This is a genomic window from Caulobacter sp. ErkDOM-E, assembly GCF_048541895.1.
Classification (GTDB): domain Bacteria; phylum Pseudomonadota; class Alphaproteobacteria; order Caulobacterales; family Caulobacteraceae; genus Caulobacter.
Genome location: NZ_CP183331.1, coordinates 2,268,971 through 2,294,066 on the forward strand (window position 1 = coordinate 2,268,971; position 25,096 = coordinate 2,294,066).

Here is a 25,096-nt window from a genome sequence, read left to right on the forward strand (position 1 = left end):
CCCCGACTAACCGAAGAGATCTCGCCGGAATCCCGGATCGCCCTCGGCCGGCACGGCGGCCATCTGGGGCTCACCCGCGAGGCCCGCGACTTCACCGGCCAGCGCCGCAAGGCCGGGAGCCATCACCAGACGGCGTGAAGCCGCCGCCTCGATGAAGATCCGGGCGGTCCTGACGAGGAGTTCGCAGAGCGCGAAGTCATTTGCGTCCCGCGACGGGACGACGGTCTTGCTCGCCACGGCCGCCAGCTTCGCGAGTTCGCGAGCGCGGGCCGTGGGCTTCCTGGCGGCGGCGTTCGCAGCGGCCGCGAACTCGCGCCAGGTCTTGAGCTCGCCAGGCGACGGCCTAGACATGCTCGCCCCCTGCGACCAGGACGGCGAGCCCGATCACCAGGGCGGCAAAGCCGCCGACGGCCGCCAGGGCGGCGGCCTCTCTGGCGAGGAAGCGGATCACGGGACGTCCCCGCCGAGGTCGGACGCCATGCCGGCGAGTTGAACGCGGACGTCCTCGATCTCGCGCTTGAGCTTGCGGGTGAGCGTTGGATCCGGGCGGCCTTGCGCCGAGCACTCGGCATAGGCCCGCGCCGCGTCGCTCACCTCGACCATGAGCCGCGACAGACGGTCCGCCGGGGCGACCTTGCGCTGAGCATCTTCGAGCGGCGCGCCGAGGAGCTCCTCGATCCGGGCTCGATAGGCGTAAAGGACCGGTGGCCGTTCACCGGTGGCCTTGACGAACGCAGCGTCGAGCCGCGCGGCACGGTCCAGATCGGGAAGTGCCGGATTCTCTTCGTCGGCCCAATCGTACACGACGTCTTGACCGCGCTTCACCAAAGCGGCGGCCGTATCCCGGCCGATTGCGCCGAGGATCGTCATGATCGCGTCGGCAAGGGAGCCGGGCTTGCGCGGCTTGGTCATGTCATCCCTTCCCGAAAGTCGCGGCGCTATTCGGGAAGCGCCGCCTTGGGGCTTGAGCTAGAGCTAGAGGTGTGGAGGCCGTGACCATGACCAGACCCTCAGCCGCTCGGGCGGGCGTCGGCCCGCTCTACCGCTTGGCCCTGGTGCGAGTGGCCGAGGGTGTCCGCCTCATGATCAGGCCGTTCGCCGAACAGCCACTCGTCGCGCCACGGGAGGCGCTGGGCCTTGGCGCGGGCGCGAAAGCGGGCGACGTCGGCGAGAGAGAGGCCTTTTCCCCGGTCCCAGTTGGAAACGGTGGCCTGCGATGCGCCGAACAGCGAACCGAATTCGGCTTGGGTCAAGCCGAAGGTGCGGGCGCGGATGATTGCAATTCCGACGTGCATAAGTGCTGCGATAACAGCGTTGCTTATGATTCGTCAACAGCGTCACTTGTTCGACTCACAAGCCGAACGGCGGCAGACCACCAGGACGCAGCACTTATGCAAAGGGGGCTTGGCGTTGACCAGTTCGGATCCTGAAGTCGCGATCGACAGCAATGTCGCCCTAGGGCGACGTATCCGCGAGGGACGTAAGGCGCTCGGCTGGTCTCAAGCCACGCTGGCCGAGGCTATCGGCGTGAAACAAACCGCCGTCTCCCAATGGGAGCAAGGATCGACCAGGCCCGAGCCCGAGAAGCTCAGCCGTATTGCCAACCTGCTACAAAAAACGGTTAGCTACCTAGGGTTCGGGGAAGAGCCGGCGCAAGCTGAGCGTGTCCCAATCATTGGTATCATTGGGGCAGGTGGCTTGGTGACGCTGGAAAAGCCGGAAACACAGGGCGGGCTTGAGGAAATCGAGCTCCCATTTCACATAGGGGCAGGCTTTAAGGGCCTCGTCGCCCGAGGCGACTTCAACCTTCCGGAAGCGGCGGACGGTTACGTCCTCGTTTTCCGGGACGTGCCGACGTTCGACTCCGATCGCTGCATCGATCAGCGCTGCGTCGTGCGCCTTCGCGACGGCCAGATGTTCGTCAAGACGCTCAAGCGTGGCTCCCGTTACGGCAGGTTCACGCTACAGTCGATCGGCTCGACGGATATGGCCGAGGTAGAGGTTGAATGGGCAGTCCCCGTCTTCGCAACGGTCAATCCTCGGGCGCTGTGAGGCCGCGAACGGCATTCGCCATGGGCGGCTGTCAAAAAATATCTCTCCCGATCACTAGCGCCGATCGACGATTTAGCAGCGTTGCTTATATTTTCTGTTGATGGTCAAAAGTGACGCTGATATGCGTGTCACCCTTGACCTTATGGAGAGTGGCAATGCACCCGATCGCCGTTCAGTCCGCGCACGTCCTCCGCTACCTCGCGGCCGCCGGCCCGACCTCCCTTGCAGCGATCGCCGAGGGGACCGGAAAGGACAAGGCGAACACCCGTCGCAGCGTCCTGGCGCTTGAGCGCGAGGGCTTCGTCGACAAGGGCGAAAAGATCGCCAACACCGAAGCCGGCCGGCGAGCGATCACCGCGCTCGACGTGGCCGAGGGCGCTATCGAGATCCCTGAGGACTATATCGGGATCCTGTATGAGAACCTCCGCGAGGATCCAGACAACGCCCGCCAGACGTTCGACGATGAAAGCATCGACGAACTCGCCGAGGACTTGCGCCGGCGCGGCTTGCTACAAAACCTGATCGTCCGCCCCGTGAATGACGACGGGACTTACACCCTTCGCGGTGGCGCTCGACGGAAGCGCGCGATCGGCCGGTGCATTGAACGCGGGTGGTGGTCAGCGACGCGGCGGATCATCTGTCAAGTGCGCGCGCCGCTGGACGAGATCGGGTCGATCGTCGAAGGTCTTGTCGAAAACCTACAGCGCGAAAATCTTCCTCCGATCGACGAGGCTCGCAAGTTCAAGGTGCTCCTCGACAAGGGCCTCGATACCGCCGGCATCGCGAAGGAGGTCAGCAAGTCCCGGCGCTACGTCCAACTTCGTCTCGACCTGTTGAACCTTCCGACACAAGCGATCGAAGCGATCCGAACGGGCGAAGCTTCGGCCGAGGACGGCAAGCGCCTACGCCGGTTCTTCAAGGCGAGCCCGGAGATCCTCGCCAGGGTCGAGAGCGGCGAGATCCTGGTCGACGAGGCGGTCGAGCTCGCGAAGCGCGAACAGCCTTCGGAGGACGAACTCCCGCTTGGTGACGGAAAGGGACGGAAGGAACAGGAGCCCGATGCTCGCGGAGCCGACGCCAGGCTCAACCCGGAAGAGGCCTTGATCCTGGTCGAGCTCGGGGACAGAGCGAGAGCCGGCCAGCTATCCGACTTCAAGCGCGGCGAGTTCCGCCTCACGACACAATTCGCTCCGAGCACGGCGCCCGGCCCGCAACTCGCGCTTAAACGCCTGATCCATCTCGGCCTACTCGGATTCAGCTACCCGAGCGGCGGCGGATGCTTCGCCATGGTGACGGAGAGCGCCGTGGAATGGCTACGTCGCCGCAACCTTCTCACGACCAGGGAAACCCGCGATCAGATCCTCGACCTAGCCACACGCGCCGCTTTAGGTGAAGCCGGACGGGCCATCCGCGAGGCCGGCCACTACAGCACGTCATGGCTCAACGACGCCGCGCCGGTGGTGAACACGACAGAGCCCGAACAAGCGGCGTTATTCGCGATCGAGGCCGAGGCGGCAGTCGGCGAGCCGACGGTCGAGCTCGATCCCGACGACACCCCGTCGACGCTCGGCGCGGCCGAGGCGGCAGGGTTCAAGATCGTCCGTGAGCACGACCCGTTTCACGAGATTATCAAGCGCCTGGTTCCGATCGGGCGGACGGCGATCGGGGCGCTAAAGAACGTCGAGGGCGGGATCGTGACCCACGCCGACATTGAGACGGCCCGTGAGATCCTCGCCAAGTTCGAACCGCTGATCGCCGACGCGGCCATGTTCGTCCGCGAGGAGAAGGCCGCATGACCCCGGCCGCCAGCCGACGCGCAGCCTTGGGGGTGATCGAGGGGGACCGCCCATGAGCGACAAGCTGTCCTACACCATCGCTCAAGCCGTTCAGGCGATCGGCATTAGCCGGGCGACCCTCTATCGGTCGATCAAGGCCGGCGAGATCAGAACCTTCCCGTGGGGCGGCCGCGTTCTGATTAAGCGGGCTGAGATCGAGCGTGAGATCGAACGGCGATCGGGCGGGATGGAGCTCGCGCGCTCGGCGTGAGCCCATCACAATGGGCCGACCACAAGACCATGAGCTCTCGACGCTTTTCGAGGGCGTCGCCCCGACGATAGGCCCGCTCGACTTCGCCGCCGATCTCATGCGCGAGGCACTGTTCAGCGATCTCGCGAGGGGCGTCCGTCTCGTCGCCCGCCCAATCTCTGAACGTCGACCGGAAGCCGTGCGGCGTGGCGTCGACCTTCATCCGCTCAAGAACCGCGTCCATGGTATTGTTCGACATGACGCCGCCCGTCGTGCGGCTCGGGAAGAGTAGATCTTCGGGATCTCCGCCCTCGGGACAGACCTTCGCCAGGATCGCCTTACAGGCGGGCGATAGCGGGACGCGGAACGGCTTCTCCATCTTCATCCGCTCGGCCGGGATCACCCAATCGTCGCCCTGAATTTCCTTGCGCGTGGCCTCTAGGGTCATGGTCTCGCGGACGACGGTTAGAACGGTCCATTCCAGAGCGAGAGCGCCCATTCCTTTGCGCTCACGTAGGTCCCGCATAAAGGCAGGGACCCGGCCATAGGGGATCGCCCTGTGATGCCCGCGTGTGAGCTTTTGGCGCTTGGGTAAAATGACGGATAGGTGATTGCGCCACCGCGCCGGGTTTTCCCACGCCCCTTGAATGTGGCCGAGGGCTCGTGAGGCGTCGAGAACCGTCTCGATCCGCAGACGAAGCTTGGCGGCCGATTCCGGCCTGGTTGACCAGATCGGGCGCAAGACGCTCAACACAGCCTCGGTGGTCACCTGGTCGACGGGCGTGGCGCGGATTTTGGCGGCCTGTGTGACGAGCGATCGCTTCCACCCCGCCTCGGTTTTGCGGCCGCGCCAGCCCGGCTTGAGCGTCTCGATCAAGGCGTCCGCCGCTTCGCCAAAGTTTGCCGCGCTGGCTGGAGTCTTTTGCTCCTCGATCGGGTCGACCCCGCGCGCAACGAGCTGGGCCTTTTCCTTGGCCTTCGCTCGCGCATCGGCGAGACCTACCTCGGACAGGGACCCAAGGCCCATTTCCCGCCGGCGCTTGTTCAGTTGGAACTTGTAGATCCAGCGCCTTGCGCCGGTGGCGTCGACCAGGAGATAGAGCCCGTTTCCGTCACCGTGCATTCCCGGTGTCTTGAGGTTCAGAACAGCCCTCGCCGAGAGCTTGTTTACTTCGCGACCCAAACTACCCCCCGTCATCCGCCCTACATGACGCCCTACACCGACACATGAGATTGTGTGAGAAACGGTGAGACGACCGGAGACGATAGAAACCGCAAACCCTCTGTTTGCAAAGGGGGGTTGAGACACTCAGAGACCACATGAGATGGTTGAGCGAATCCTACCCGCGGAGCCACCTCCGGCTTGAGCAGCGGCCTTCGCTTCGGCGAAGGCCGCGCTTTCTCTCCCCAGACCTTGCAGATCCTCGGTTCGCGCAGTTGAAGCGCATTTGAGTTTGCGTCTCTGCGGAAGCTTTCCCCAATTTGAGGGCCGCGCCGGAGCACTTGCTCGCAGCCGGGTTCCATGACCGAACGAACAGCGCTACGCGACCCTTCACCGACGCTGTCGTCGGCGCTATGGCTCAACCATGATCACTGCCGACGACCATTGGCCCGCGACCCTCCAGCGCGTTGTGGGCACGCTCCATTTCAAGATCGCGGATAGCAAGTCCGTTGCGCCGACCCTGCAGATCGAGGTGCGCCAGGACATTCAGTCCCTGCCCGCCCTGATCCAGACCGCCGTCAAGGCCACGATCGAGCTGGACAGCTGGGTCGCGATGGAGCGCATGGAGCCCCCTATCAATCGCGAAGCCGTGCTGGCCCGAAAGCAGCTGGCGCGGGCCATCGCGGCCGATCCGCCCGGCGCCGGCCAGTCGCCCTTCACGGCCGGCTATGACGCCGCCTATCGCCTGCGCCTGGAGCAGCTGGTCTGGGCGGCTATCGCCGATCATCCCCGCCGCCGACTTGAAGAGCTGGCCTCGGCCCGCCCCTGACCGGACCTACCAGGCCCCGATATTGGGCATCGACGCCCAGGGCTCGGCGGCCGGCAGGTTGCCGTCCTGAAGCAATTCGACCGAGATATTGTCCGGCGAGCGCACGAACGCCATGTGGCCGTCGCGCGGCGGTCGGTTGATGATCACGCCCATGTCCATCAGGCGCTGGCAGGTCTCGTAGATGTCATCGACCCGGTAGGCCAGGTGACCGAAGTTGCGGCCGCCGTCATAGTCCTCAGGATCCCAATTATAGGTCAGCTCGACCAGCGGCGCCTGGCGCGCCTTGGCCAGCTCGACATCTTCCGGCGCGGCCAGAAACACCAGGGTGAAGCGGCCCTTGTCGTTTTCCATCCGGTACATCTCGGTCAGGCCCAGGCCTTCGCAATAGAACCGCAGCGAAGCGTCCAGATCACGGACGCGGACCATGGTGTGCAGATAGCGCAAGGCGAAACTCCCAGACTGTGTGCGATGGATATAGCCCCTCGACGCCAACGCGCGAAGGGCGGTCAGGTCGCCGGCTTTTCCCGGGTCTGGCGTCGCCAGAGCGCCGCGTACTCGCCACCGGCTTCCAGCAGAGCAGCATGTGCGCCGCGCTCAACGATCTTGCCGCGACGCAGGACGACGATCTCGTCGGCGTCGGCGATGGTCGAGAGGCGATGGGCCACCACCAGCGTGGTGCGGCCCGCCCTGGCCTTGCGCAGGGTCTCCTGGATGGCCGCCTCGGTGCGGCTGTCCAGGGCGCTGGTCGCCTCGTCGAGGATCAGCACCCGCGGCTGGGCCAGGAGGGCCCGGGCGATGCCCACGCGCTGGCGCTCGCCGCCGGACAGTTTCAACCCCCGCTCACCGACCTTGGTGGCCATGCCTTCAGGCAGATTGCGGATGAACTCACCCAGTTCGGCGGCCTCCGCCGCCGCCCAGATTTCAGCCTCGGTCGCTTCGGGCCGCGCGAAGCCGATATTGCTGAGCACCGTGTCGTTGAAGAGGGCCACATCCTGCGGCACCAGAGCGACCGCGCGGCGCAGCGACGCCTGACGCAGATCACGCAGATCACAGCCGTCCAGGGTGATCCGGCCCGACTGTGGGTCGATCATTCGCAGCGCCAGACGCACCAGCGTGGTCTTTCCCGCGCCCGACGGCCCGACGATCGCGACCGTGGTTCCCGGCGGGATCGAGAAGCTGACATCCTTCAGCCCCTCGGACCGCGCGCCATGGCGGAACGATACGGCCTCGAACACCACGGCGCCGCCGCGCTGGTCGGCGCGGGGCGGCAGGTCGACGGCGTCCGGCGCATCGGCCACGTCGGCGCTTTGCCGGCGCAGATCGAGCATGGCCTCCATGTCGATGAAGGACTGGCGGATCTCGCGATAGGCAAAGCCCAGGATGTTGAGTGGCGCGTAAAGATTGATCAGGATCAGCACGGCGGCCGTGACGTCGCCCGGCCCCATGCGCCCGGCCGAGGCTTCGGTTCCCGCCAGGACGGCCATAGCGCCCAGACCCAGACTCATCACCGCCGCCTGCACGGTGTTGAGCACGGTCAGCGAGTTGGTCGCCTTGACCTGGGCGTCGCCATAGACGTCGAGCGCGCTCTTGTAGCCACCGACCGCGCGGTCCTCGCCGCCGAAGGACTTGACGGTCTCGTAGTTGATCAGGGAGTCCACCGCCCGGCCCGCAGCCTCGGCGTCGGCCTCGTTCAGCGCGCGGCGGTGACCGATGCGCCAGTCCGAGATGGCAAACGTGATGTAGCCGTAGACGCCCACGGTCAGCAGGGCGATGACCGCAAACCGCCAGTCATAGGCCTTGGCCAGCACGGCGGCGGCCATCAGCAACTCGATGGCGGTCGGCCCCAGGTTGAAGACCAGGCTGCGCAACAGGAAATCCATGGACCGCGCGCCCCGGTCGATCACCCGCGACAGAGATCCCGTGCGCTTGGACTGATGAAAGTCGATCGACAGCGAGAGGGCGTGGGCAAAGGTCTCAACAGCCGCCTGGTTCTGGGCCGCCTGGGCCACGGGCGTGAACACGGCGTCCCGCGCCTGCGGCGCCGCCGCCGAGATGAAGCGCACCAGGGCCCATCCGGCCGCCAGGCCTGCGAAGGTCCAGGTGACGCTCGTCGCAACACCCTGCCCTGCCGCCAGTCGGTTGACCGCCGCACCCAGCAGCAGCGGGGCCAGAACGCCCAGGGCCTTGCCGATCAGGGTGAATACCAGGGCCAGCGAGACCCGCCAGCGAAGCCCTGGCGCTTTGGATCGCAGCACCAGCCGGAACAGATCGCCCATCGCGCTCCAGAAGCGAACACGGACCGCAGGCGGCGCGATCGCACCTGTTACCGCCTGGCGTGCTGACGGCGCCGAGCCGAAACCCCTCATGAGCCTGAGGCCTGGATGATCAGGGTGGTCTGCACGCCTCCGCCCGGAGTCATCCAGTCAACGCGCCATCCGGTATCGACGCGCTGGGCGCGAACCGGTCCATCAACAAGCGACGCCGCGGGCGAGACCACGATCCTGATCCTTTGCTCGCCGCCCTCGCCGCTGACCTGAATGTCATGCGCGCCGATGCCCAGCGTTTCGCTGAGCGACAGAGAAAAGCGCCCATCCTCGGCGGCCTGCCCGACGGCGCGCGGCGTCCTGTCGACGCGAACGCCCAGACCTGCGCCCGGCGTGGCCATGCCCGAGATCACCGCTCCGCCCTCCGGATCGACATCGACCGCCAGGATGGTGGGCGACGAAGAGCCGGACGCCAGGCGCCAGGCGCCTGAGCCAGCCCGCAGCAGGGCCACTTCGCCTTCAGGCGTGACCATCACATAGCCCTCGGCCTGAACCGTGCGGCCTCCGCGGGTCATCGACAGGCCATACAGGCGAACACGATCGCTGCGCGGGACGGTCAGACTCCATTGCCCGAGCGCGTCGATCTGGCCCACCAACGCCTCGCCGGTCGGCGCGCCCAATCGCACGCTGCCGTCGGGCGCGCCTTCGCCCTTCAGCATCAGACCTGCGGGTCCCTGCACGGCCTGCTTGACGTTAGGCGGCGCGATATAGCCGGCTTCAGAGGCGTCGGCCTGGGTCGAGGCGGGCGCGGCCTTCGGGCGCCAGTCGTCCCGCCGGCCGCTGTCGCAGGCCGTGAGCGCCAGGCTTGCGCCGGCCAGAAGCCCAATCACGCCGCCTCGGGCGAGCATCGACTTGAAACGGGCGGTGCGAATCCTGATCATGCAAAGCTCATGTCGGCGCAACCAACCGCGCCGGCTTCTACATAGGTGGCGCGCCGCTGCGGCGCGCCCTTTCTTTTGCTGGAGTGGACGACGATGCCCGATGAGTCTAGGCGCCTGGACTCCGTCTGCGTCTATTGCGGTTCCTCCAATGACGCCGACCCCGCCTTCATCGAAGCCGCCAGCCAGATCGGGACCAGCTTCGCCCAGGCGGGCCTGAAGCTGATCTACGGCGGCGGCGGTGTCGGCCTGATGGGCGCGACCGCGCGCGGCGCCCACGCCGCCGGAGGGCGCGTGCTGGGGATCATCCCGAAGTTCCTGACCGGTCGCGAGCAGCCGTTCGACGACGTCGAGACTATCGTCGTCAACAACATGCATGAGCGGAAAATGCTGATGTTTGAACAGGCGGACGCCTTCGTCGTCCTGCCCGGCGGCATCGGCACGCTGGAAGAGATCATCGAGTTGCTGTCCTGGCGTCGGCTGGACCTGCATCAGAAGCCGATCGTCTTTCACAATCCGCGCGGCTTCTGGGACCCGCTGTTCGCCCTGCTGCAGCATACGATCGACGAGGGCCTTACCCCGCCCGCCCTGGCCGATACATGGCGCTCGGTCGAAAAGGCGCAGGATGTGACCCCGGCGCTCTTGTCATGGGACGCCGAATTCTATCAAAGCGGCCCTCAAACAAGTGTTCGGCTGTTGACTTAGTTTCAAAACGCAACGCACTTGTAGGCAGGCCGACCTCCCCGTCGGCCTTGGGGATAAAGGAACAATCATGCGTATTTTTTTCTCCGCGCTTGTCGCGGCGTCCGCCCTGTCGACTGGCGCTTTCGCCGCTGAAGGCGCGGTTCTGAAGCTCAAGGCTCCGGCCAAGGTGCCCAGCCTGATCCAGGACGGGGCCATCTGGCGCTGCAACGGCGATGTCTGCGCCGCGCCGCAGGTGAAATCCATGCCGATCGCCCGGACTTGCCGCAAGGTCGCCGCCGAGCTCGGCGCAGTCGTCTCGTTCCACTATCGCGGCGAAGCCCTGGACGACGCAGGCATCGCAGACTGCAACACGGCCGCCAAGCCCTGAGGCGCAAAGGGGCGATCCGCGCATACGGATCGCCCCCTCTACGCTGCGCCTGAGCCTATTTGCCCTTCGCGGGCTTGGGTGGCTTGGGCGTCGAACTGGACCTTCCACCGACCAGCATCCCGCCCAGAAGGGCGAAGGACATCATGGCGTGGTTCATCTTCGATACATTCATGGCGGCGTCTCCCAGACAGGCCGTTGGACCAGGAGACGCGCGCGGCTTACAGGGGTGGTCCCCTCATAGTCGTCAGCGCGTCGAGGAAAAGCATGCGCCAAACCGGGCGAATCGCAAGCGGTTTTAATCCGTAAACTGATCATATCAGAGCACGGAACATGCCGTTTTTTGATGCCGGCGCCGGTCGCGGTTTAACTCCGTATACGGTCATTTTTCCACCTCAGCGGCGCACACGCCCCGCACGGCCTGGCTTCCTCGCTGGCGCGTGTCCGCCTGCGCATCCTGAGCGCCGGGCGCCTGACCTCGACGGCGGAAACTGCGACCGCGCAAAGAAAAACCGCCCGCGTCGGCATGACGCAGGCGGCTTTCCGGATTTCAGGTCGTTGTTCCGTGGGCGTCAACGCCCAAAACGCTAGGCGGCAGCGTTGAACGACAGGTTTTCGTAGCGCTTGAGGTGGTGATCCACCGAGCCGAACAGGCCCTCGATGATCGAGGCGCGCTTGAAATAGTGACCGATGGCCAGCTCGTCGGTCATGCCCATGCCGCCGTGGATCTGGATGGCGTTCTGGCCCACGAACTTGCAGGCGCGGCCGATCTGGACCTTCATCGACGACACGGCCTTGGCGCGAGTTTCAGCGTCTTCATCGATCTTGATGGTGGCCATGTAGGTCATCGACACGGCCTGCTCGACATTGATGAACATGTCGACCATGCGGTGCTGCAGCACCTGGAAGTTGGCGATGGCGGTGCCGAACTGCTTGCGCTGCTTGGCGTAGTCCAGGGTGTTTTCGTGCAGCTTGCGCAGCACGCCGACAGCCTCGGCGCCGACGGCGGCGGTGGCCTCGTCGATCACCTTGTCGACCAGCGGCAGGCCTTCGCCCTCGCCGCCGATCAGGGCGTCGGCCGGGATCGAGACGTTCTCGAAATAGACTTCAGAGGCGCGACCGCCATCGACCGTGGGATAGTCGCGGGTGACGATGCCCGGCAGGCTCTTGTCGACCAGGAACACCGACACGCCGCCGGCGTCGCGCTGGGCGCCGCCGGTGCGGGCGGTGACGATCAGGTGCGAGGCGAACGGCGCGCCCACCACCACGGCCTTGTGGCCGTTCAGGACATAGCCCGAGCCGTCCTTCTTGGCCGTCGTCTTCAGGTCACGCCAGGTATAGCGGCCCTGCGGCTCGGCATAGGCGAAGGCGATGGTGGTCGTACCGCCGACAATGCCCTCGATGACCGAGGCGGCATGGGCGTAGCCGGAGTGCTTCATGAAGCCGCCGCCGATGACGACCGAGCCCAGATAGGGCTCGATGACCAGGGCTTTGCCGAACTCTTCCATGATGATCATGTTGTCGATGGCGCCGCCGCCCAGGCCGCCAAGCTCTTCGCTGAACGAGGCGCCCAGGATGCCCAGCTCCTCGGCGAAAGCCTTCCAGTAGTCGGCGCGCCAGCCGCTCTCGGAGGCCACGATCTTGCGGCGCGTCTCGAAGTCGTACTTGTCCTGCAGGAAGCTCGCGACCGTGTCACGAACCATCGACTGCTCTTCGGTGAAGTTGAAATCCATCCCAGGGTTTCCGTTTCTTCTGTCGTCCAGGCCTTGGCCCGGATCTTATGGGTCACTGTGTGCGGCGGTCCCGGATCGCGCCATAGACGCGTCCGGGATGACAGGCGTGGTGGCTAGAGCCCCAGCACCATCTTGGCGATGATATTGCGCTGGATCTCGTTGGAGCCGCCATAGATCGACGTCTTGCGGACGTTGAAATAGCTGGGCGCCGCGCGATGGCTGAAGTCAGGGCCGATCGGGTGGGCGTTGTCGCCGTCGTTCGGGAAGCCCCGGAAGTACGGCGAGCCATAGTGGCCGGCAGCCTCCAGAACCAGCTCGGTGATCCGCTGCTGGATCTCGGTGCCCTTGATCTTCAGGACGCTCGACTCGGGCCCAGGACCTTTGCCGGACGCTTCGCCGGCCAGGGTGCGCAGCTCGGTGAACTCCAGGGCGGTCAGGTCGATTTCCAGTTCAGCGACCTTGCGCTTGAAGGTCGGGTCCTGGATCAGGGATTCGCCGTCATCCGACAGCTCGGCGGCGGCAATGGCGCGGATGCGCTCAATGCCGCGCTTGGAGCGGGCGACGCCGGCGATGCCGGAGCGTTCGTGGGCGAGCAGGAACTTCGCGCAGGTCCAGCCCTTGTTCTCGTCGAAGATACGGTTCTCGACCGGCACCTTGACGTTCTCGAGCCAGACTTCATTGACCTCGTGCTCGCCGCCCAAGGTGATGATCGGACGGACGGTGACGCCCGGCGACTTCATGTCGATCAGCAGGAACGAGATGCCTTCCTGGATCTTGGCGACGGGGTCAGTGCGAACGAGGCAGAAGATCCAGTCGGCGTGCTGGGCCAGGGTGGTCCAGGTCTTCTGGCCGTTGACCAGGTAATATTCCTTGCCGTCGTCGCCGGTGAAGCGCTCGGCCTTGGTCTTGAGGCTGGCCAGGTCAGAGCCCGCGCCCGGCTCGGAATAGCCCTGGCACCACCAGATGTCGCCCGACAGGGTCTGCGGCAGGAACCGCTGCTTCTGCTCAGGCGTGGCGAAGGTGTAGATCACCGGCCCGACCATGTTGATGCCGAAGGGCAGGATCGGCACGCAATCGGCGCGGGCGGTCTCTTCGGACCAGATATAGCGCTGAACCGAGGTCCAGCCGGGACCGCCGACCTTCTCGGGCCAGGCCGGGGCCACCCAGCCCTTGTCGGCCAGAACGCGGTGCCAGGCCAGGAAGTCTTCCTTGGCCATTTCCTCGCCCTCTTCCTGCTTTTCACGCAGGCCGGCCGGATAGTTTTCAGCGATGAAGGCGCGGACTTCGTCGCGGAAGGCGACGTCTTCGGGCGAAAAGTCGAGGTTCATGGCGGGCTCCCGGTTTCGGCCTCTTTGATGAGGGGCCGATTGATCTGTGCGCCACGATAGATGTCGAACGGACGTTTGGAAAGATGACGTTAGCGTCAACGGAAGCGAATATGATCCGCGTTCAGTTAGAACCCTAACGGGCCTCGCAAGCCAGCTTGACGAGGGCGAGAGCGCTGGCGCCGCCCACCCCTTCCTCGTCGACGATATCGAGCGCCAGAAGCGGCCGCTTGTCGAGGGCCGCCAGCAGTCGGGCATGCCCCTTTGCCGCGCCGACATGGGCGGCGATGCAATGGTCCAGCAACGCCGGATCGATCCGATAAAGTACGGCGGCGGCGGCGCAGGCCGCATAGCCATCCAGCAGCACCGGAATTTTCTGAATGCGAGCGGCCAGGATCGCGCCGGCGACTGCGGCGGTCTCGCGGCCCCCCAGCTGACGCAGCACCTGCAGCGGGTCATCAAGTCCGCCTTCCTCGCGGACTCGCTCGACAGCGGCCACGACCAGATCCGGCGCGTCTGTCCAGTCGCTGGCCTCGCCGCCGAACAGGGCCAAGGCCATACAGGACGCGATCATGTCGGTTTCAGCGGCGATCACTCCGGGAACCAGCAGGTCGGGCTGCTTGGCCAGGGCCTCCATGCCAAAGGCCATGGTCGCGGCGCACTCCTTCTCGCTCATCGCGGCCTTGTCGACGGCGTTGGGCGTTGGCCGGTCTACGGCGAGATCGAAGGCTTCCAGACCCGCGCCCTGCGCGCCCGCCAGTCGGCAAACGCTCGCGCCGCCGGACGCCACGGCTTCGAGCCGGTCGCGGGCATAGCCGCGCGGACCCACGCCCTGGCGGGCGCCGGCGTACAGCGCCACCACCGGCCGGTTCACGGCGGGCGGCGTCTTGCCCGTCCAGGCGGTGAGCCAGGACGAGATCTCCGCCAGCCGGTCGGACTGGTCCAGGGCGGGCGCGGCGCCGGCCGCCGGGGGAGCGGAAGCCAGGGCGCGAATGTCGTCGAACGGTGAAGCGGTCATGGCGCGGGCTTTGGCGCCCGCGTCCGGTCTTGTAAAGTGGCTGGCGTCTAGCGGGCCAGCAAGGCCTGGCAAGAACCGTCGCGCTCAGCGATCAGGCCGGCCTTGGCGGCCTCATCGGCCCGTCGGGCCTGACCACTCGCCGTGCTCATCGCCTCTGAGGCCTTGTCGATGATGTGGTCGGCCCGCCCCTGGCGTTGGGCCTTGATCAGAACGCCGAACGCAGCGGCGTCGCTCGAGCCCAGACTGGAAGCCTTTGCCAGGGCCTGACAGCGCGAGGCCTGGATGAACTGGCTATCCGTCAAGCGGGGCCCGGCCAGGACTGGCGTGGCCGCCGCCAGGGCCAGGGCGGCGCAAGCGAAACGAGCGATGTTCATAAATCCCTCCCGAATGAAGATCAGAGCCCCCGCTCGCGTCGGACGTTGCGCCGCGCGCGCGAACCGGAGACAATTGGTGATGGACTCGACCGCCGCCCCACCCCGCCCGATCGTCACACCTTGCGTGAAGGTCTGCGCCGTGGATGGTCGCAGCGGCTATTGCCTGGGCTGCCGCCGCACCCTGCCGGAAATCGCCGGCTGGGGCCGACTGAGCGATCAGGAGAGGGCCGAGATCATGGCCGCCCTCCCCGATCGCCCCGATCCTGCGACCAGCCTGATGACTGGCCAGGCCTGAACCTTACTGGCCGCCCTGCAGCCAGGCGGCGCAGTCCTCCTGGCGTTCAGCCAGCAGCTTTTCCTTCTTCGCGCCCTCGGCCTTGTCGCCCTGCGCCTGAGCCGCCTTCATCTTGGTATTGGCGGACAGCTTGAGCGACAGCGCGCGGGGATAGCCTTCGGTGCGCAGCAGCAGATCGACGGCTGCGGTGTCGAGCTGGCCAAGGCCCTCCGAAGCCGCCAGGCCGCGACAGCGCGCCGCCTGCAGGAATTCCTTGTCGGAGACCTTCGATCCGGCATGGGCGACGCCCGTCAGCGCCGAAGCAACGATAGCGGCGGTGATGATGATCGACTTCATTTGAGTTCCCTCGATAAGCAACTTTTTGCGCGGCAAGGGATACTGCTGTCCAAAACATAGCTGAAGTTAATTCGAGGACATGTAGTTCATTACACAAGTTTAATCACAGTATTTATCGAAAAACGACAATCAGCATTACGCCATCATTAACTATAAGCAATAAATCATCGGTGCGATTCACCGGTTGCAAACGCCTTTCGCTCTAGGGTCCCCTTCAACGGCCGAAGAAAACGGTCACAAAGCCTTCAAGGCGGGGTGTCTTCGATGTTGAAGTTCGCGGCGATCGCGATGGTGGGAGCGCTCTCGGCGGTGGGAGCCGCCAAGGCCGTGGTGTCTCTGGACGACCTGCGCCACCCGGAGTTGCGCGCCCCAACGGCGGCCAGCGCCACGCTCGGCGGCGCGGACGGCGCAGCCCAACTCACCAAGGGCGCCGACGGACATTTCTGGGCCGAGGCCGCGGTCGACGGCAAGGCCGTTCGGTTCCTGGTCGACACCGGCGCCACCGCCGTTTCATTGAGCCTGGCTGACGCCCAGCGCCTGGGCATCGACACTGACAAGCTGACCTACGATTACACCGTCATCACCGCCGACGGCCGCACCCGCGCCGCGTCTGTGAAACTGGCCAGCGTGGCCATCGCCGGCGCCCGCGTGCGCGACGTCGACGCCCTGGTCATCGAGAAAGGCCTGGAAACCTCGCTGTTGGGCATGAGCTATCTGGGCCGCCTGTCGCGCTTCGAGGCCACGCCCCGCGCGCTGATCCTGCACCCTTAAGCGGAAACGCTCTCGGCGAACCGGGCTTCCCGCGCCTCCATCGCCTGGCGCACCGCGTCGAGGGCGCGATCGACGACTTCCAGACCGGCGCCGGACGGCACGCCCTCGACCGTCAGGATCCGCCGCCACGCGCGCGCGCCCGGCAGCCCATGGAACAGGCCCAGCATGTGCCGGCTCATCGCCGCCAGATGGACGCCCGCCGCCAGCTTCTCGGCGATATAGGGCTTGAAGCGCTCAACGGCCTCGAACTCGGACACATCGGCGACGGCCTCGCCGAACACGCGCCGGTCCACCGCGCCCAGCAGACCCGGCTCATGATAGGCAGACCGCCCCAGCATCACCCCATCGACATGGGCCAGGTGGGCCTCGACCGCGTCGAGGTCAGTGACGCCGCCATTGATCACGATCGTCAGCTGCGGGCGTTCGCGCTTGAGTCGATAGACCAGCTCATAGTCCAGCGGGGGAATGTCGCGGTTTTCCTTCGGCGAAAGCCCCTTGAGCCAGGCCTTGCGGGCGTGAACCACGAAACTGCCGACGCCCGCTGCGGCGCTGGCGTCGACCAGGGCGAACAGGCTTTCCTCGGAATCCTGGTCATCGACGCCGATGCGGCACTTCACCGTGGCCGGAACCGACACCGCATCGCTGATCGCCGCCATGCACTCGGCCACCAGTTGCGGCTCGCGCATCAGGCAGGCGCCGAACCGGCCGCTTTGCACGCGGTCGGAGGGGCAGCCGACGTTCAGATTGATCTCGTCGTAACCGAAGTCCTCGCCGATCCGCGCCGCCAGCGCCAGGTCAGCGGGGTCTGAGCCGCCAAGCTGCAGGGCCACAGGATGTTGCCCTGCATCGAAACCCAGCAGCTTCTCGCGGTCGCCATGCAAGACGGCGCCGCTGGTCACCATCTCCGAATAGAGCAGCGCGCGGCTCGACAGGGACCGATGCAACGAGCGGCAATGCCGATCGCTCCAGTCCATCATCGGGGCGACGGAGAATCTATGCGGTTGAAGCGGCGTCATTTCCGGTGATTTCAAAATTTGTCCGACGGCGTAGGTGCGAGGGCGCGACCTGATACACCATCTTTCCAGACCTTTGCCGGCCATTCTTACACCAGCCGCGCCAGTGTCGCGATCGACCAGATTCGGAGCGTGACCGGTCGCGCGGTGCAGAAGGCGCAAAGAGAAACGGCCGGCTCCCAGGAGAGCCGGCCGCCATCTGCGTTTCGAACCTTATTCGGCCCTAGAACGGGATTTCGTCGTCGAGGTCGGCCGAGAAGCTCTCGCGCGGACCGCTAGGCTGGCTGCGCGGCGCGCCGCCGCCATAGCCGCCACCGCCACCGCCACCGCTGGAGTAGCCGTCATCGCCACCGCCCGACGAGGCGCCTGCGCCGTCGCCGCGACCGCCCAGCATGGTCAGTTCACCGCGGAACTTCTGCAGCACGATCTCGGTGGAATACTTTTCAGCGCCGGTGTTGTCGGTCCATTTGCGGGTCTGGATCGCGCCCTCGATATAGACCGTCGAGCCCTTGCGCAGATACTGCTCGGCCACCTTCACCAGATTGTCGTTGAAGATCACGACCCGGTGCCATTCGGTCTTTTCCTTGCGCTCGCCCGAGGTGCGGTCGCGCCAGCTTTCCGAGGTGGCGATGCGCAGATTGGCGACGCGGTCACCGGAACCCAGGCTGCGGATTTCGGGATCGGCCCCGAGGTTGCCCACCAGAATGACCTTGTTGACGCTGCCCGCCATCGTTTCGACCTTGTTCTCGCCCGGCGACCTGCGCGCCGGAATCCGATCAAGACGTTAATGGAGTGCCGCGGTCAACTCAATTTGTTCTCAATACGTTCTTGTGGACGGTGGGCATTTTGGGCGAATGGCGTTATTGCGCCGGCGCCTGGCGGATCGCGCCCGGCACCGCCAGACGGCCGTCTCCGGTACGAACCAGCGACATAAAGCGCGCTCCGTCATAGGTCTGGCCCAGATAAATCCCTTCCTTTTCCAGGAAGATGAAGCTGCCCTGGTACGCCCCGGTGAGGTTCCGGTTAGGGCTGCCCATGCGCACGAAACGAATGCGCATCCCTTCGAGGGTCCCGGCGCACTGCTCCATGGACTGGACGTTGCGCTCAACGGGATTGAAACGCAGAGTCTTGTCCTTGTTGGTCGCCACATGGAAGCAGACGCCCTTCTCGAAGGGGGCCTTGATCTGCTTTTCGCACGCGGTGAGGGCAAGGCCTGCGGCGGCGACGGCGGCTGCAATCAGGATCGGACGGCGCATGGCGGTACTCGTCTTAGCCGGCGGCCGGGATCGAGCAGTTCGGTCCCTGGTCGATCACGGTGTGGAAGGAACGATTGTCGAACGACGCTTCAACACGGCCAGGAACCAGCCGCAGGGTTTCCTCGCCCCAGCGACCGTAGGTGGCCCCGCCCGGTCGCTCGCAGCGTCCGGCGAAAAGGGTCTGGGCGCAGGCGTTCAGGGTGATGTCACCCGGAAGACGACGCCACTCGGCGCCGGAATAGCGCCAACAGGCCGCCAGGGGTGTGCTGGAGGCGGTCGCGGCCGGCAAAGGCGCGGGTCCTGGCGTCACGGCCGATGGCGGCGGGGCGTCGATGGTGGGCGGCGGCAGCGGTGTCAGAACCGTACCGGCCTGATCGGCGGCGGCCAGGGCCCCGGTCTCGTCAACGCCGACATCCAGAGCGCCCGTGGCGACGCCATTCTTCTTGGCGCATTCGGCCAGGGTGGTCTCGCCGACGAACTGACCGCCGACGAAGCAGCGTAGCGGCCGCGCCGGGTCCAGCTTGGTGTCGTCGGCTCGTCCCGTCTCGACGATCAGGCCGGCGCGGGAGGCAGGAGGCGGTTCCGTCGGCTTGTCCTTGCCGCCCAGCAGCCCGATGGCGATGCCGAGACCAGCTAGGAGCGCCAGAGCGGCGCCGCCCGCCAGAACGATGCGTCGGTCTTTCAGAAGTTCCATGAACACTGGCTACGACGCGATGATGGCGCTTTCAAGCGCCACAGGCCCTATCCGCCCGTCAAACGGTTCAGGGCAGCCTGATAATTGGAAATCTGGTTCTTCAGATAGGCCGGCACCGTGCCTCCGGTCTTGCCCGAGGTGGCGGCGGCGCTGCTGTCGATCCCCATCGCGATGTCGGCAATTTCGCGATAGGCGGTGCGCACGGACGACATGGAGCGCGTGATCACCGACGAGGCGTTCTTGCGACCCGCCTCGTCCGACAGATCCAGTTCGGGCGGCAGTTGCAGGCCAAATACCGGGCCGCCGCCATCGGCCGAAACCGTCTTGCCGCTCTCGACCTTGGTGTTGCGAACAACGCCGGCGGCCAGACCCAGGGCCTGAAGCACGTCGGTGCCGCCCTTCCCCGCCAGGACCTCGATCGTTGAGGTCGCATAGGCGGGACTGATCTTCAGCTTGCGGACATTGCCGTCGCTGGACATATCGACCTTGGCCCGGAAACCCGAGGCGCGCTTGATCTTGTCGGCCAGGGTTTCCAGCGTGTCCTTGGCGTCGATGGTGATCGTCGTCAGCGTCCCGCGCTCCCGGGTGCGGATCTGGAACGTATCCCCCGCGCGGGCGGCCGTCGCGGAGACCAGGCGCTCCGACTGGCTGAAATCCATCTTGCCCTTGGGCAGACCAAAGGCGTCGAGACTGCTGGAGCCGGCCTGGTCGACCGCGATCGAGGTCGGCGTCGCATAGCCGTCCTTGCCGGTCAGCCGCTGCGACCAGGACACCGCGCCCGTGGCGACGTTGATCTGCGCGACATAGCCATCCTTCTCCCCGACCGTCGTCTGGCCTTCGAGATCCTTGCCCGCGGCGCCCACCAGCCATGCCGAGCCGTTTGAGACCGCCATTCCGGTCACGGTGTCGTCGCCCGTACCGCCATAATAGGCCAGGGTGTCGGCGCTGGTGTCGGTCAGATCAAGCGACAGGCGACCCACAAAGCCATCCGAACCACCCGATGCCGCGGCCGTCGTATTGCCGAGGCTCAGCGCGCCATTCGACGTATGGCCGCCCACGTAGAGCTGGCCGCCATCGATCTTCAGCCCGACCATCTCGCCGCCCTTCAGCGAGCCGAGATCGCGCACCGCGCCCTGCGAAAGGGTGGCGGCCTTGGTGTAGGTCACCGGCGTCGTGACCGTCACGCCCGCAGACGTGACCGATGTGGCGTTCTCGGTGACGATGGTCGGGGCTACGGTGAAGCTGCGCAGAATGGCGTTGCCGTTTTCCTTGCCGCCCACGACCACCTGAGAGCCGTTCACGACGATGTCGGAGACGGAGTCATTCTCGGCGGTGCCGAACTTCTGGGTGAACAGCGCCTTGGGGCCTCCGTTCAGGTCGGTGGCGAAGGCCGTCAGATAGGAATCATGCTCGCCGCCGCTGGCAGACGTTGAACCCGGCAGGTCGGACTTGGATCGTCCGCCGACATAGAGGATGCCGTCGGAGCCGAAAGCGACAGCGGTCGCCTCGTCTTCCAGCATGGCGCCGCGGCGCACCGTCCACTGCTCGTCGCCCTTGTCGTCGTAGCGGGTGACGAAGCTGTCGGTCTTGCCCGAGGTGGCGTCGGAATTGATCGGCCCATCGACTGCGCCCTGCAGCCGGCCTGTCACCGAGCCGGCGACAGCGACACTGCCGTCGTCGGCGACCGCCAGGTTGAGACCGCTTGCCGAGTCTGTGGCGCCCAGGCTGCGGGCATACAGGAGATGGCCGGCCGAATCGTATTTGAGAAGCGCGACGTCCTGGTCGCCCTTGATCACCTGCCCGTTCACATCCTTGGTGACATCGGCCAGCATGTAGATCGAGCCGTCGGAGGCCGACACCGTCTTGCGAACGCTGGATATCGTGCCTTGCAGGGTCTCGGAGAAGACCTTGCCGCCAGGCTGCCCGCCGCCGGCGGCGCTGTACTTGGTCAGGGTGTTCTCGATGACCGCGTCGTCGGTCTTGGTGTCCTTGTCCGGATCGGGATTGCCGGCGGCGGTCGTGATGTAGACGGCAGGCGACGCAGCCGTGGCGGTAAAGGTCAGCTGCTCGGTCGAGTCGCCCTTCACCCGCAGGGCGAAGTCGTCGCCGGTCGCGGGCAGCGTCACCGGCTGACCGTTGACCTGCACGGTTCGGGTCTCACCGACCTTGCGTTCTACGGCAAAGCTGGTCTCGAAGCCCTCGGCCTTGAGCTTGCCATTCATGAAACTGACGACGTTGGACATCGTCCTGGGCGTCGCGCCCATTTGCGACAGGTCCATGGTCACGTTTGTCGTGACGCCGAACCTCTTGACGGACAGGTCGAAGCTGACATTGCCCTGGAACTTGGGCACTTCGTCGTCGGACTGGCCACTGTAGATCGTGTCGGTGATGTAGCTGTAGACGCTCTTGGGCACGCCCACGGTCGAACGGTCGGTGGCCATCACCGCGCCTGGCGTCAGACGCCCCTGATCCAGGCTCATGTTCTGGGTGTAGCTGGTGACTTCAGACAGCCCCTTGGTCAGGGCGGTCTGCAGCCTCTTGAGCTCGCTATCGGTGACACCCTTTTCGGCTGCCCGTGCCGCGATCGCTGAAAGGGTGTTGAGCGCCTGATAGGTGGCGAAGAGCTTCTTGTAATCGCCGCTGGCGCCCTTGAGGCTGGACGCGTTACCGGCCTCATCGACGAACTTTCGGCCGCTCAAGGCGGCCTTGACCAGGGCGCTGGGCTCGGTCGAGCCGGACATCCACGGCGCCGTTGGGACAACGGCCTTGGATTTCGACGGAGAGCTTGCCGTCGCCGACGCGCCGTTCAGCTGGCCCGTGCGAGCCTGATAGTAGCCGAGCAGTGCGCTGGTATCGAAGGTGATCACGGCGGGTCCTGTCGGGGCGCGCGAAACGCCCCGCCTATAGTTGAACGCGTAACGCTGAAAACTCGTTAAGGCCCTTGGTTACGCAGCGATTAGGTGAGCTTCGGTCAAGCCGCGACGCGCCGCTTCGCGCAACTGCTCCCACTCCGAGGCCAGGATCCCCAGCAGCACGACATCGCGGGCAATTCCGTTCTTGAGAACATGACCCCGCAGATAGCCTTCGCGCCGAAATCCGGTCGCGACGTGAGCCTTCAGCGCGGCGTCATTGTCGGCCATCACCTCAGCAAAAACCTTGTGCAGGCCAAGCTCTCCGAAAGCGCGATCAAGCCCCAGCACCTGGGCGGCGCGGCCGACGCCGCGGCCTCTGGCCTCGGCAGAGCCGAGAAACCAGTTCCAACTCGCCCGGCGGTGATGGCTCAGCAAGCCAGAAAGGGTCAAAAGGCCAGCAGGCACGCCGGCCCGCGTGATCATCCAGCCGCGCATGTCGGGATCGTTGCGAAGACCGTCAAACCAGGCGGCATGGGCGTCGCGGCTGGGGAATGCGGCGTCCGACATCCAGCGATCGACTTCAGGTTCGGAGCGCCACTGAAACAGCACGCCCTCATCCTGATCCTGTAAATCGCGAAGGTCGATCATTCCGGCCAATTCCCCCAGACAGCTACTCAAAGCGTACCCTGCGCGCCGCCGATGGACTAGGGCGCTGACACGAAGACTGCGCCTCAGGGCTAGCCGTTGAAGAGCTTCAGAATGATCTGCGGCGCCGAGTTGGCGATGGAGAGCGCCTGGGCGCCCAGTTGTTGCTTCACCTGCAGGGCCTGCAAGCGGGCGCTTTCCTTGGCCAGATCTGCGTCGACCAGGTTGCCCACACCGGTTTCCAGGACGTCCGACAGGCGGGAGACGAAGCTATGGTGAGCCTCGACCTGCTTGGCCTGGGTGCCGATATTGCCGACGGCCTGGTTTACCGCGCCCATGGTGGCGTCAAGGCGGGTCAGGACGTTGGTGGCGTTGGCGATATCCAGGATGTCGTCGGTGGCGGTCAGGGTGTTGATTGTCCCCCCCAGCGACAGATTCTGCAGGTTCAGCGTGATCGCTGTACCGGCGTCGGCGTCGGCCAGGAATGAGACGTCGACGCTCAGGCTGCCGTTCAAAAGGTTGGCGCCATCGAAGCTGGCGCTAGACAGAACCTGGGTGAGATTCTTGACCAGTCCCTGGAAGTCGGCATTCAGAGCCTGGCGGGACTTGGTGGTCAGCGACGAGTCCTTGGCCGCCACGACCTTCTCGCGCATCAGGCTGAGCAGATCCGAGATCGACTCGCCGGCAGCCAAAGCGACATCGGCGATGGACGTCGCTCGATCCAGGCTCATCTTGACGGCCGAAAGCGCGTTCATATCCGCGCGCTGTTCCTGGGCAATCGACCAGACCGCCGCATTGTCCTTGGCGCTGGAAACCGTCAGACCCGTATTGATGCGGGTTTGGACACCCTGCATGTCGTCATTGGTCTTGTTCAGGTTCTGCAGAGCGATCAGCGCGGGCTGATTGGTGTTGACGCTGAGCGACATTCGCGGCCTCCGATCGGAAATTTTTTCCGGGTTTGGTTCGCACGCCTACCGGCGAACGAGCCCTCACGGAGCCAACCGTATGATCAGAAGGTAAGGTTATGGTTAACGGAAATAAACCATAACGCACTTGCCCCGCGACGGTGCGCCGCAGGGTTAAGGCGCGCGACTCAGGCGCGTTAGGTCAGGCCGTCGTAAACGTCGCCTGGATCGTAATTGGCGGCGTGCTTGAGTTTCAGCACGTCTTCCCGCGGCAGGACCTGCAGGGTTTCACCCGTTCGGCGATCCACGGTCTTGTAGATAAATGCCCCGCTATCCTCGTCCTGCTCGATCACCAGGCGGAGGTCGCCCGGCTGAGGCTCGGCCGAATCAGCGCGCGATTCGGCAACGACAACAGCGCCCGCGGATGGCTCCGGGGCGTTGACTTTAGGATACTGACCCGAAGGGTTCGGTTCGGCTGCGACGGCCGACAGAGCGGCTTTTGTTTCCATCTCTCCTTGCGCCATCGCCTACGCGGCGGCGTCCTCTGGTGGTGCGGGTTCTCCTCGTCTTCAAGCCTGAAAGAGACGGAGACGGGCCCGTGAGGGCCCGTCTCCTCTATTCCTTAGCGGAACAGGCTCAGGATGGACGACGAAGCTTGGTTCGCGATCGACAGCGCCTGCACACCCAGCTGTTGCTTGGTTTGCAGCGACTGCAGCTTGGCGCTTTCCTTGGCCAGGTCAGCGTCAACCAGATTGCCCACGCCGGCGTCGAGGCTGTCCTGCAGCTTGCCGACGAAGGTCAGGTGGGTGTCCAGGCCAACCGAGCTGGTGCCCAGCGAGGCGAGCTTGTTGGTCGCCGTGCCCAGAGCCGTGCTCACCGTGGTGATCATGGTCTTGGCCGTGGCGGCGTCGGTGAAGCTGGAAGCGGCCGTCAGGCCGAGGCCGGCCAGCGACAGGGTCTTGGCGGTGACGGTGAAGCCCGAACCATCCGAGTTGGCCAGGAAGGTCAGCTTGGTGGTGCTGCCGTCGGCGATGCTGACGCCATTGAACTGCGCATTCGTGGCGGCCTTGGTCACCTGATCGCGCAGGGATTCAAAGTCGGCCTTCAGGGCGTTGAAGCTGGCAGTGTTGAGCGAAGTGTCGGAAGCGGCCAGGGCCTTTTCCTTCATCTTGCCCAGCAGGTCGGTGATGGTGTCGCCGGCGGCCAGGGCCACGTCGATGGTCGACTGACCGCGCTGCAGCGAATCCTTAACCGAGTTCAACGACGACGCCATCGAAGACTGGTTCTTGGCGGTCGCCCAGATAGCGCCGTTGTCCTTGGCGCTGGCCACCTTCTTGCCGGTGTTGATGCGCTGCTGGACGGTCGCCAGTTCCGAATTGGTGGAGTTCAGGTTTTGCAGCGCGATCAGTGCGCCGGCATTCGTATTGATGCTGTTCATCGCCATTACGAAGGGTCCTTTTCAAGGCAGGCCGACGTCATTTTGACAGTCGGGAGCATTTTGCTCTGGACCCTAGGAAGCAATGACCGGGCCAAAGCTGCC

General features: G+C 65.3%; 30 protein-coding genes. 8 read left to right on the forward strand and 22 right to left on the reverse strand.

Going from position 1 to position 25,096, the window contains the following annotated elements:
* Positions 1-6 precede the first annotated feature (6 nt).
* The 3 genes from ACN2C7_RS11060 to ACN2C7_RS11070 all read right to left on the reverse strand — a co-directional run bounded on the left by ACN2C7_RS11060 (position 7) and on the right by ACN2C7_RS11070 (position 1,253).
* The gene (locus ACN2C7_RS11060) at positions 7-351 is read right to left on the reverse strand and encodes a hypothetical protein (RefSeq protein ID WP_419317000.1); all 345 of its coding nucleotides are present in this window, start codon (positions 349-351) and stop codon (positions 7-9) included.
* A 96-nt stretch (positions 352-447) separates the two neighbouring features.
* Positions 448-912, reverse strand: a complete 465-nt coding sequence (locus ACN2C7_RS11065; protein ID WP_419317002.1) for a hypothetical protein — start codon at positions 910-912, stop codon at positions 448-450.
* A gap of 98 nt (positions 913-1,010) precedes the next feature.
* Positions 1,011-1,253, reverse strand: coding sequence for a hypothetical protein (locus ACN2C7_RS11070; protein WP_419317003.1), 243 nt, complete (start codon positions 1,251-1,253; stop codon positions 1,011-1,013).
* A gap of 157 nt (positions 1,254-1,410) precedes the next feature.
* Here ACN2C7_RS11070 and ACN2C7_RS11075 point away from each other — a divergent pair, with 157 nt between their 5' ends.
* The 3 genes from ACN2C7_RS11075 to ACN2C7_RS11085 all read left to right on the forward strand — a co-directional run bounded on the left by ACN2C7_RS11075 (position 1,411) and on the right by ACN2C7_RS11085 (position 4,098).
* Positions 1,411-2,052 (forward strand): helix-turn-helix domain-containing protein, encoded by a 642-nt coding sequence (locus ACN2C7_RS11075; protein WP_419317004.1) that lies wholly within the window; start codon positions 1,411-1,413, stop codon positions 2,050-2,052.
* Between the two features lie 155 nt (positions 2,053-2,207).
* Positions 2,208-3,848 carry a ParB/RepB/Spo0J family partition protein gene (locus ACN2C7_RS11080; RefSeq protein WP_419317005.1) on the forward strand — a complete coding sequence of 547 codons (1,641 nt, stop codon included), beginning with the start codon at positions 2,208-2,210 and terminating at the stop codon, positions 3,846-3,848.
* A gap of 52 nt (positions 3,849-3,900) precedes the next feature.
* Positions 3,901-4,098 carry a helix-turn-helix domain-containing protein gene (locus ACN2C7_RS11085; RefSeq protein WP_419317006.1) on the forward strand — a complete coding sequence of 66 codons (198 nt, stop codon included), beginning with the start codon at positions 3,901-3,903 and terminating at the stop codon, positions 4,096-4,098.
* On the opposite strand, the gene ACN2C7_RS11090 is transcribed toward ACN2C7_RS11085, so the two are convergent.
* Positions 4,028-5,200, reverse strand: coding sequence for a tyrosine-type recombinase/integrase (locus tag ACN2C7_RS11090; protein WP_419317007.1), 1,173 nt, complete (start codon positions 5,198-5,200; stop codon positions 4,028-4,030). The two genes, ACN2C7_RS11085 and ACN2C7_RS11090, sit on opposite strands and share 71 nt — an antisense overlap.
* A 463-nt stretch (positions 5,201-5,663) precedes the next feature.
* Between ACN2C7_RS11090 and ACN2C7_RS11095 the strand changes: the two genes are divergently transcribed.
* Complete coding sequence (locus tag ACN2C7_RS11095) at positions 5,664-6,068, forward strand: hypothetical protein (protein ID WP_419317008.1); 405 nt, start codon at positions 5,664-5,666, stop codon at positions 6,066-6,068.
* Positions 6,069-6,074: 6 nt separating this feature from the next.
* On the opposite strand, the gene ACN2C7_RS11100 is transcribed toward ACN2C7_RS11095, so the two are convergent.
* The 3 genes from ACN2C7_RS11100 to ACN2C7_RS11110 all read right to left on the reverse strand — a co-directional run bounded on the left by ACN2C7_RS11100 (position 6,075) and on the right by ACN2C7_RS11110 (position 9,273).
* Positions 6,075-6,512: a VOC family protein gene (locus tag ACN2C7_RS11100; RefSeq protein WP_419317009.1), complete on the reverse strand. Its 438-nt coding sequence runs from the start codon at positions 6,510-6,512 to the stop codon at positions 6,075-6,077.
* A 62-nt stretch (positions 6,513-6,574) separates the two neighbouring features.
* Positions 6,575-8,434, reverse strand: coding sequence for an ABCB family ABC transporter ATP-binding protein/permease (locus ACN2C7_RS11105; protein WP_419317010.1), 1,860 nt, complete (start codon positions 8,432-8,434; stop codon positions 6,575-6,577).
* Entirely contained in the window at positions 8,431-9,273 is an 843-nt protein-coding gene (locus ACN2C7_RS11110; RefSeq protein WP_419317011.1) for a hypothetical protein, read from the reverse strand. Before ACN2C7_RS11110 ends, ACN2C7_RS11105 begins: the two co-directional genes overlap by 4 nt.
* Before the next feature lie 93 nt (positions 9,274-9,366).
* Between ACN2C7_RS11110 and ACN2C7_RS11115 the strand changes: the two genes are divergently transcribed.
* Both ACN2C7_RS11115 and ACN2C7_RS11120 read left to right on the forward strand, forming a co-directional pair.
* Positions 9,367-9,975 (forward strand): TIGR00730 family Rossman fold protein, encoded by a 609-nt coding sequence (locus ACN2C7_RS11115; RefSeq protein ID WP_419317012.1) that lies wholly within the window; start codon positions 9,367-9,369, stop codon positions 9,973-9,975.
* Positions 9,976-10,042: 67 nt separating this feature from the next.
* Positions 10,043-10,342, forward strand: a complete 300-nt coding sequence (locus tag ACN2C7_RS11120) for a CC_3452 family protein (RefSeq protein ID WP_419317013.1) — start codon at positions 10,043-10,045, stop codon at positions 10,340-10,342.
* 55 nt (positions 10,343-10,397) lie between these two features.
* On the opposite strand, the gene ACN2C7_RS11125 is transcribed toward ACN2C7_RS11120, so the two are convergent.
* From ACN2C7_RS11125 to ACN2C7_RS11145, 5 genes are all read right to left on the reverse strand, one after another.
* The gene (locus ACN2C7_RS11125) at positions 10,398-10,529 is read right to left on the reverse strand and encodes a hypothetical protein (protein ID WP_419255846.1); all 132 of its coding nucleotides are present in this window, start codon (positions 10,527-10,529) and stop codon (positions 10,398-10,400) included.
* Positions 10,530-10,926: 397 nt separating this feature from the next.
* On the reverse strand, positions 10,927-12,072 hold the full coding sequence (locus ACN2C7_RS11130) for an acyl-CoA dehydrogenase family protein (RefSeq protein WP_419317014.1): 1,146 nt from the start codon (positions 12,070-12,072) through the stop codon (positions 10,927-10,929).
* Positions 12,073-12,185: 113 nt separating this feature from the next.
* Entirely contained in the window at positions 12,186-13,400 is a 1,215-nt protein-coding gene (locus ACN2C7_RS11135) for an acyl-CoA dehydrogenase family protein (RefSeq protein WP_419317015.1), read from the reverse strand.
* 133 nt (positions 13,401-13,533) lie between these two features.
* Entirely contained in the window at positions 13,534-14,415 is an 882-nt protein-coding gene (locus ACN2C7_RS11140; RefSeq protein WP_419317016.1) for a nicotinate-nucleotide--dimethylbenzimidazole phosphoribosyltransferase, read from the reverse strand.
* Between the two features lie 47 nt (positions 14,416-14,462).
* A complete protein-coding gene (locus ACN2C7_RS11145; protein ID WP_419317018.1) occupies positions 14,463-14,789 on the reverse strand; it encodes a hypothetical protein in 327 nt (108 codons plus the stop codon).
* 79 nt (positions 14,790-14,868) lie between these two features.
* Here ACN2C7_RS11145 and ACN2C7_RS11150 point away from each other — a divergent pair, with 79 nt between their 5' ends.
* A complete protein-coding gene (locus ACN2C7_RS11150) occupies positions 14,869-15,084 on the forward strand; it encodes a DUF1289 domain-containing protein (RefSeq protein WP_419317020.1) in 216 nt (71 codons plus the stop codon).
* A 3-nt stretch (positions 15,085-15,087) separates the two neighbouring features.
* On the opposite strand, the gene ACN2C7_RS11155 is transcribed toward ACN2C7_RS11150, so the two are convergent.
* Positions 15,088-15,420, reverse strand: a complete 333-nt coding sequence (locus tag ACN2C7_RS11155) for a hypothetical protein (protein ID WP_419317021.1) — start codon at positions 15,418-15,420, stop codon at positions 15,088-15,090.
* 255 nt (positions 15,421-15,675) lie between these two features.
* Between ACN2C7_RS11155 and ACN2C7_RS11160 the strand changes: the two genes are divergently transcribed.
* Entirely contained in the window at positions 15,676-16,191 is a 516-nt protein-coding gene (locus ACN2C7_RS11160; RefSeq protein WP_419317023.1) for a TIGR02281 family clan AA aspartic protease, read from the forward strand.
* Here the strand turns inward: ACN2C7_RS11160 and dusA are convergent.
* From dusA to ACN2C7_RS11205, 9 genes are all read right to left on the reverse strand, one after another.
* Complete coding sequence (dusA, locus tag ACN2C7_RS11165; protein ID WP_419317025.1) at positions 16,188-17,207, reverse strand: tRNA dihydrouridine(20/20a) synthase DusA; 1,020 nt, start codon at positions 17,205-17,207, stop codon at positions 16,188-16,190. The genes ACN2C7_RS11160 and dusA overlap by 4 nt on opposite strands.
* 220 nt (positions 17,208-17,427) lie before the next feature.
* On the reverse strand, positions 17,428-17,934 hold the full coding sequence (ssb, locus tag ACN2C7_RS11170) for a single-stranded DNA-binding protein (RefSeq protein ID WP_419317027.1): 507 nt from the start codon (positions 17,932-17,934) through the stop codon (positions 17,428-17,430).
* Between the two features lie 130 nt (positions 17,935-18,064).
* Entirely contained in the window at positions 18,065-18,460 is a 396-nt protein-coding gene (locus tag ACN2C7_RS11175) for a hypothetical protein (RefSeq protein ID WP_419317029.1), read from the reverse strand.
* Positions 18,461-18,473: 13 nt separating this feature from the next.
* Complete coding sequence (locus ACN2C7_RS11180; protein WP_419317031.1) at positions 18,474-19,154, reverse strand: hypothetical protein; 681 nt, start codon at positions 19,152-19,154, stop codon at positions 18,474-18,476.
* A 47-nt stretch (positions 19,155-19,201) separates the two neighbouring features.
* Complete coding sequence (locus ACN2C7_RS11185; protein WP_419317033.1) at positions 19,202-22,021, reverse strand: hypothetical protein; 2,820 nt, start codon at positions 22,019-22,021, stop codon at positions 19,202-19,204.
* A 78-nt stretch (positions 22,022-22,099) separates the two neighbouring features.
* Positions 22,100-22,654 carry a UDP-4-amino-4,6-dideoxy-N-acetyl-beta-L-altrosamine N-acetyltransferase gene (gene pseH, locus ACN2C7_RS11190; RefSeq protein ID WP_419317035.1) on the reverse strand — a complete coding sequence of 185 codons (555 nt, stop codon included), beginning with the start codon at positions 22,652-22,654 and terminating at the stop codon, positions 22,100-22,102.
* Positions 22,655-22,743: 89 nt separating this feature from the next.
* Positions 22,744-23,577 carry a flagellin gene (locus tag ACN2C7_RS11195; RefSeq protein ID WP_419317037.1) on the reverse strand — a complete coding sequence of 278 codons (834 nt, stop codon included), beginning with the start codon at positions 23,575-23,577 and terminating at the stop codon, positions 22,744-22,746.
* Positions 23,578-23,753: 176 nt separating this feature from the next.
* Positions 23,754-24,065: a hypothetical protein gene (locus tag ACN2C7_RS11200; RefSeq protein WP_419317039.1), complete on the reverse strand. Its 312-nt coding sequence runs from the start codon at positions 24,063-24,065 to the stop codon at positions 23,754-23,756.
* 113 nt (positions 24,066-24,178) lie between these two features.
* A complete protein-coding gene (locus ACN2C7_RS11205) occupies positions 24,179-25,000 on the reverse strand; it encodes a flagellin (protein ID WP_419317040.1) in 822 nt (273 codons plus the stop codon).
* Positions 25,001-25,096: the final 96 nt, after the last annotated feature.

Bases quoted from the DNA above. Each gene is read 5' to 3' on its own strand.
- ACN2C7_RS11110 (WP_419317011.1), bottom strand. From the start codon at position 9,273: ATGATCAGGATTCGCACCGCCCGTTTCAAGTCGATGCTCGCCCGAGGC.
- ACN2C7_RS11095 (WP_419317008.1), top strand. From the start codon at position 5,664: ATGATCACTGCCGACGACCATTGGCCCGCGACCCTCCAGCGCGTTGTG.
- ACN2C7_RS11060 (WP_419317000.1), bottom strand. From the start codon at position 351: ATGTCTAGGCCGTCGCCTGGCGAGCTCAAGACCTGGCGCGAGTTCGCG.
- ACN2C7_RS11085 (WP_419317006.1), top strand. From the start codon at position 3,901: ATGAGCGACAAGCTGTCCTACACCATCGCTCAAGCCGTTCAGGCGATC.
- ACN2C7_RS11115 (WP_419317012.1), top strand. From the start codon at position 9,367: ATGCCCGATGAGTCTAGGCGCCTGGACTCCGTCTGCGTCTATTGCGGT.
- ACN2C7_RS11090 (WP_419317007.1), bottom strand. From the start codon at position 5,200: ATGCACGGTGACGGAAACGGGCTCTATCTCCTGGTCGACGCCACCGGC.
- ACN2C7_RS11130 (WP_419317014.1), bottom strand. From the start codon at position 12,072: ATGGATTTCAACTTCACCGAAGAGCAGTCGATGGTTCGTGACACGGTC.
- ACN2C7_RS11105 (WP_419317010.1), bottom strand. From the start codon at position 8,434: ATGAGGGGTTTCGGCTCGGCGCCGTCAGCACGCCAGGCGGTAACAGGT.
- ACN2C7_RS11065 (WP_419317002.1), bottom strand. From the start codon at position 912: ATGACCAAGCCGCGCAAGCCCGGCTCCCTTGCCGACGCGATCATGACG.
- ACN2C7_RS11150 (WP_419317020.1), top strand. From the start codon at position 14,869: ATGGACTCGACCGCCGCCCCACCCCGCCCGATCGTCACACCTTGCGTG.
- pseH (WP_419317035.1), bottom strand. From the start codon at position 22,654: ATGATCGACCTTCGCGATTTACAGGATCAGGATGAGGGCGTGCTGTTT.
- ACN2C7_RS11180 (WP_419317031.1), bottom strand. From the start codon at position 19,154: ATGGAACTTCTGAAAGACCGACGCATCGTTCTGGCGGGCGGCGCCGCT.
- ACN2C7_RS11140 (WP_419317016.1), bottom strand. From the start codon at position 14,415: ATGACCGCTTCACCGTTCGACGACATTCGCGCCCTGGCTTCCGCTCCC.
- ACN2C7_RS11155 (WP_419317021.1), bottom strand. From the start codon at position 15,420: ATGAAGTCGATCATCATCACCGCCGCTATCGTTGCTTCGGCGCTGACG.
- ACN2C7_RS11195 (WP_419317037.1), bottom strand. From the start codon at position 23,577: ATGTCGCTCAGCGTCAACACCAATCAGCCCGCGCTGATCGCTCTGCAG.
- ACN2C7_RS11145 (WP_419317018.1), bottom strand. From the start codon at position 14,789: ATGAACATCGCTCGTTTCGCTTGCGCCGCCCTGGCCCTGGCGGCGGCC.
- dusA (WP_419317025.1), bottom strand. From the start codon at position 17,207: ATGACGCCGCTTCAACCGCATAGATTCTCCGTCGCCCCGATGATGGAC.
- ACN2C7_RS11135 (WP_419317015.1), bottom strand. From the start codon at position 13,400: ATGAACCTCGACTTTTCGCCCGAAGACGTCGCCTTCCGCGACGAAGTC.
- ACN2C7_RS11205 (WP_419317040.1), bottom strand. From the start codon at position 25,000: ATGGCGATGAACAGCATCAATACGAATGCCGGCGCACTGATCGCGCTG.
- ACN2C7_RS11120 (WP_419317013.1), top strand. From the start codon at position 10,043: ATGCGTATTTTTTTCTCCGCGCTTGTCGCGGCGTCCGCCCTGTCGACT.
- ACN2C7_RS11080 (WP_419317005.1), top strand. From the start codon at position 2,208: ATGCACCCGATCGCCGTTCAGTCCGCGCACGTCCTCCGCTACCTCGCG.
- ssb (WP_419317027.1), bottom strand. From the start codon at position 17,934: ATGGCGGGCAGCGTCAACAAGGTCATTCTGGTGGGCAACCTCGGGGCC.
- ACN2C7_RS11200 (WP_419317039.1), bottom strand. From the start codon at position 24,065: ATGGAAACAAAAGCCGCTCTGTCGGCCGTCGCAGCCGAACCGAACCCT.
- ACN2C7_RS11175 (WP_419317029.1), bottom strand. From the start codon at position 18,460: ATGCGCCGTCCGATCCTGATTGCAGCCGCCGTCGCCGCCGCAGGCCTT.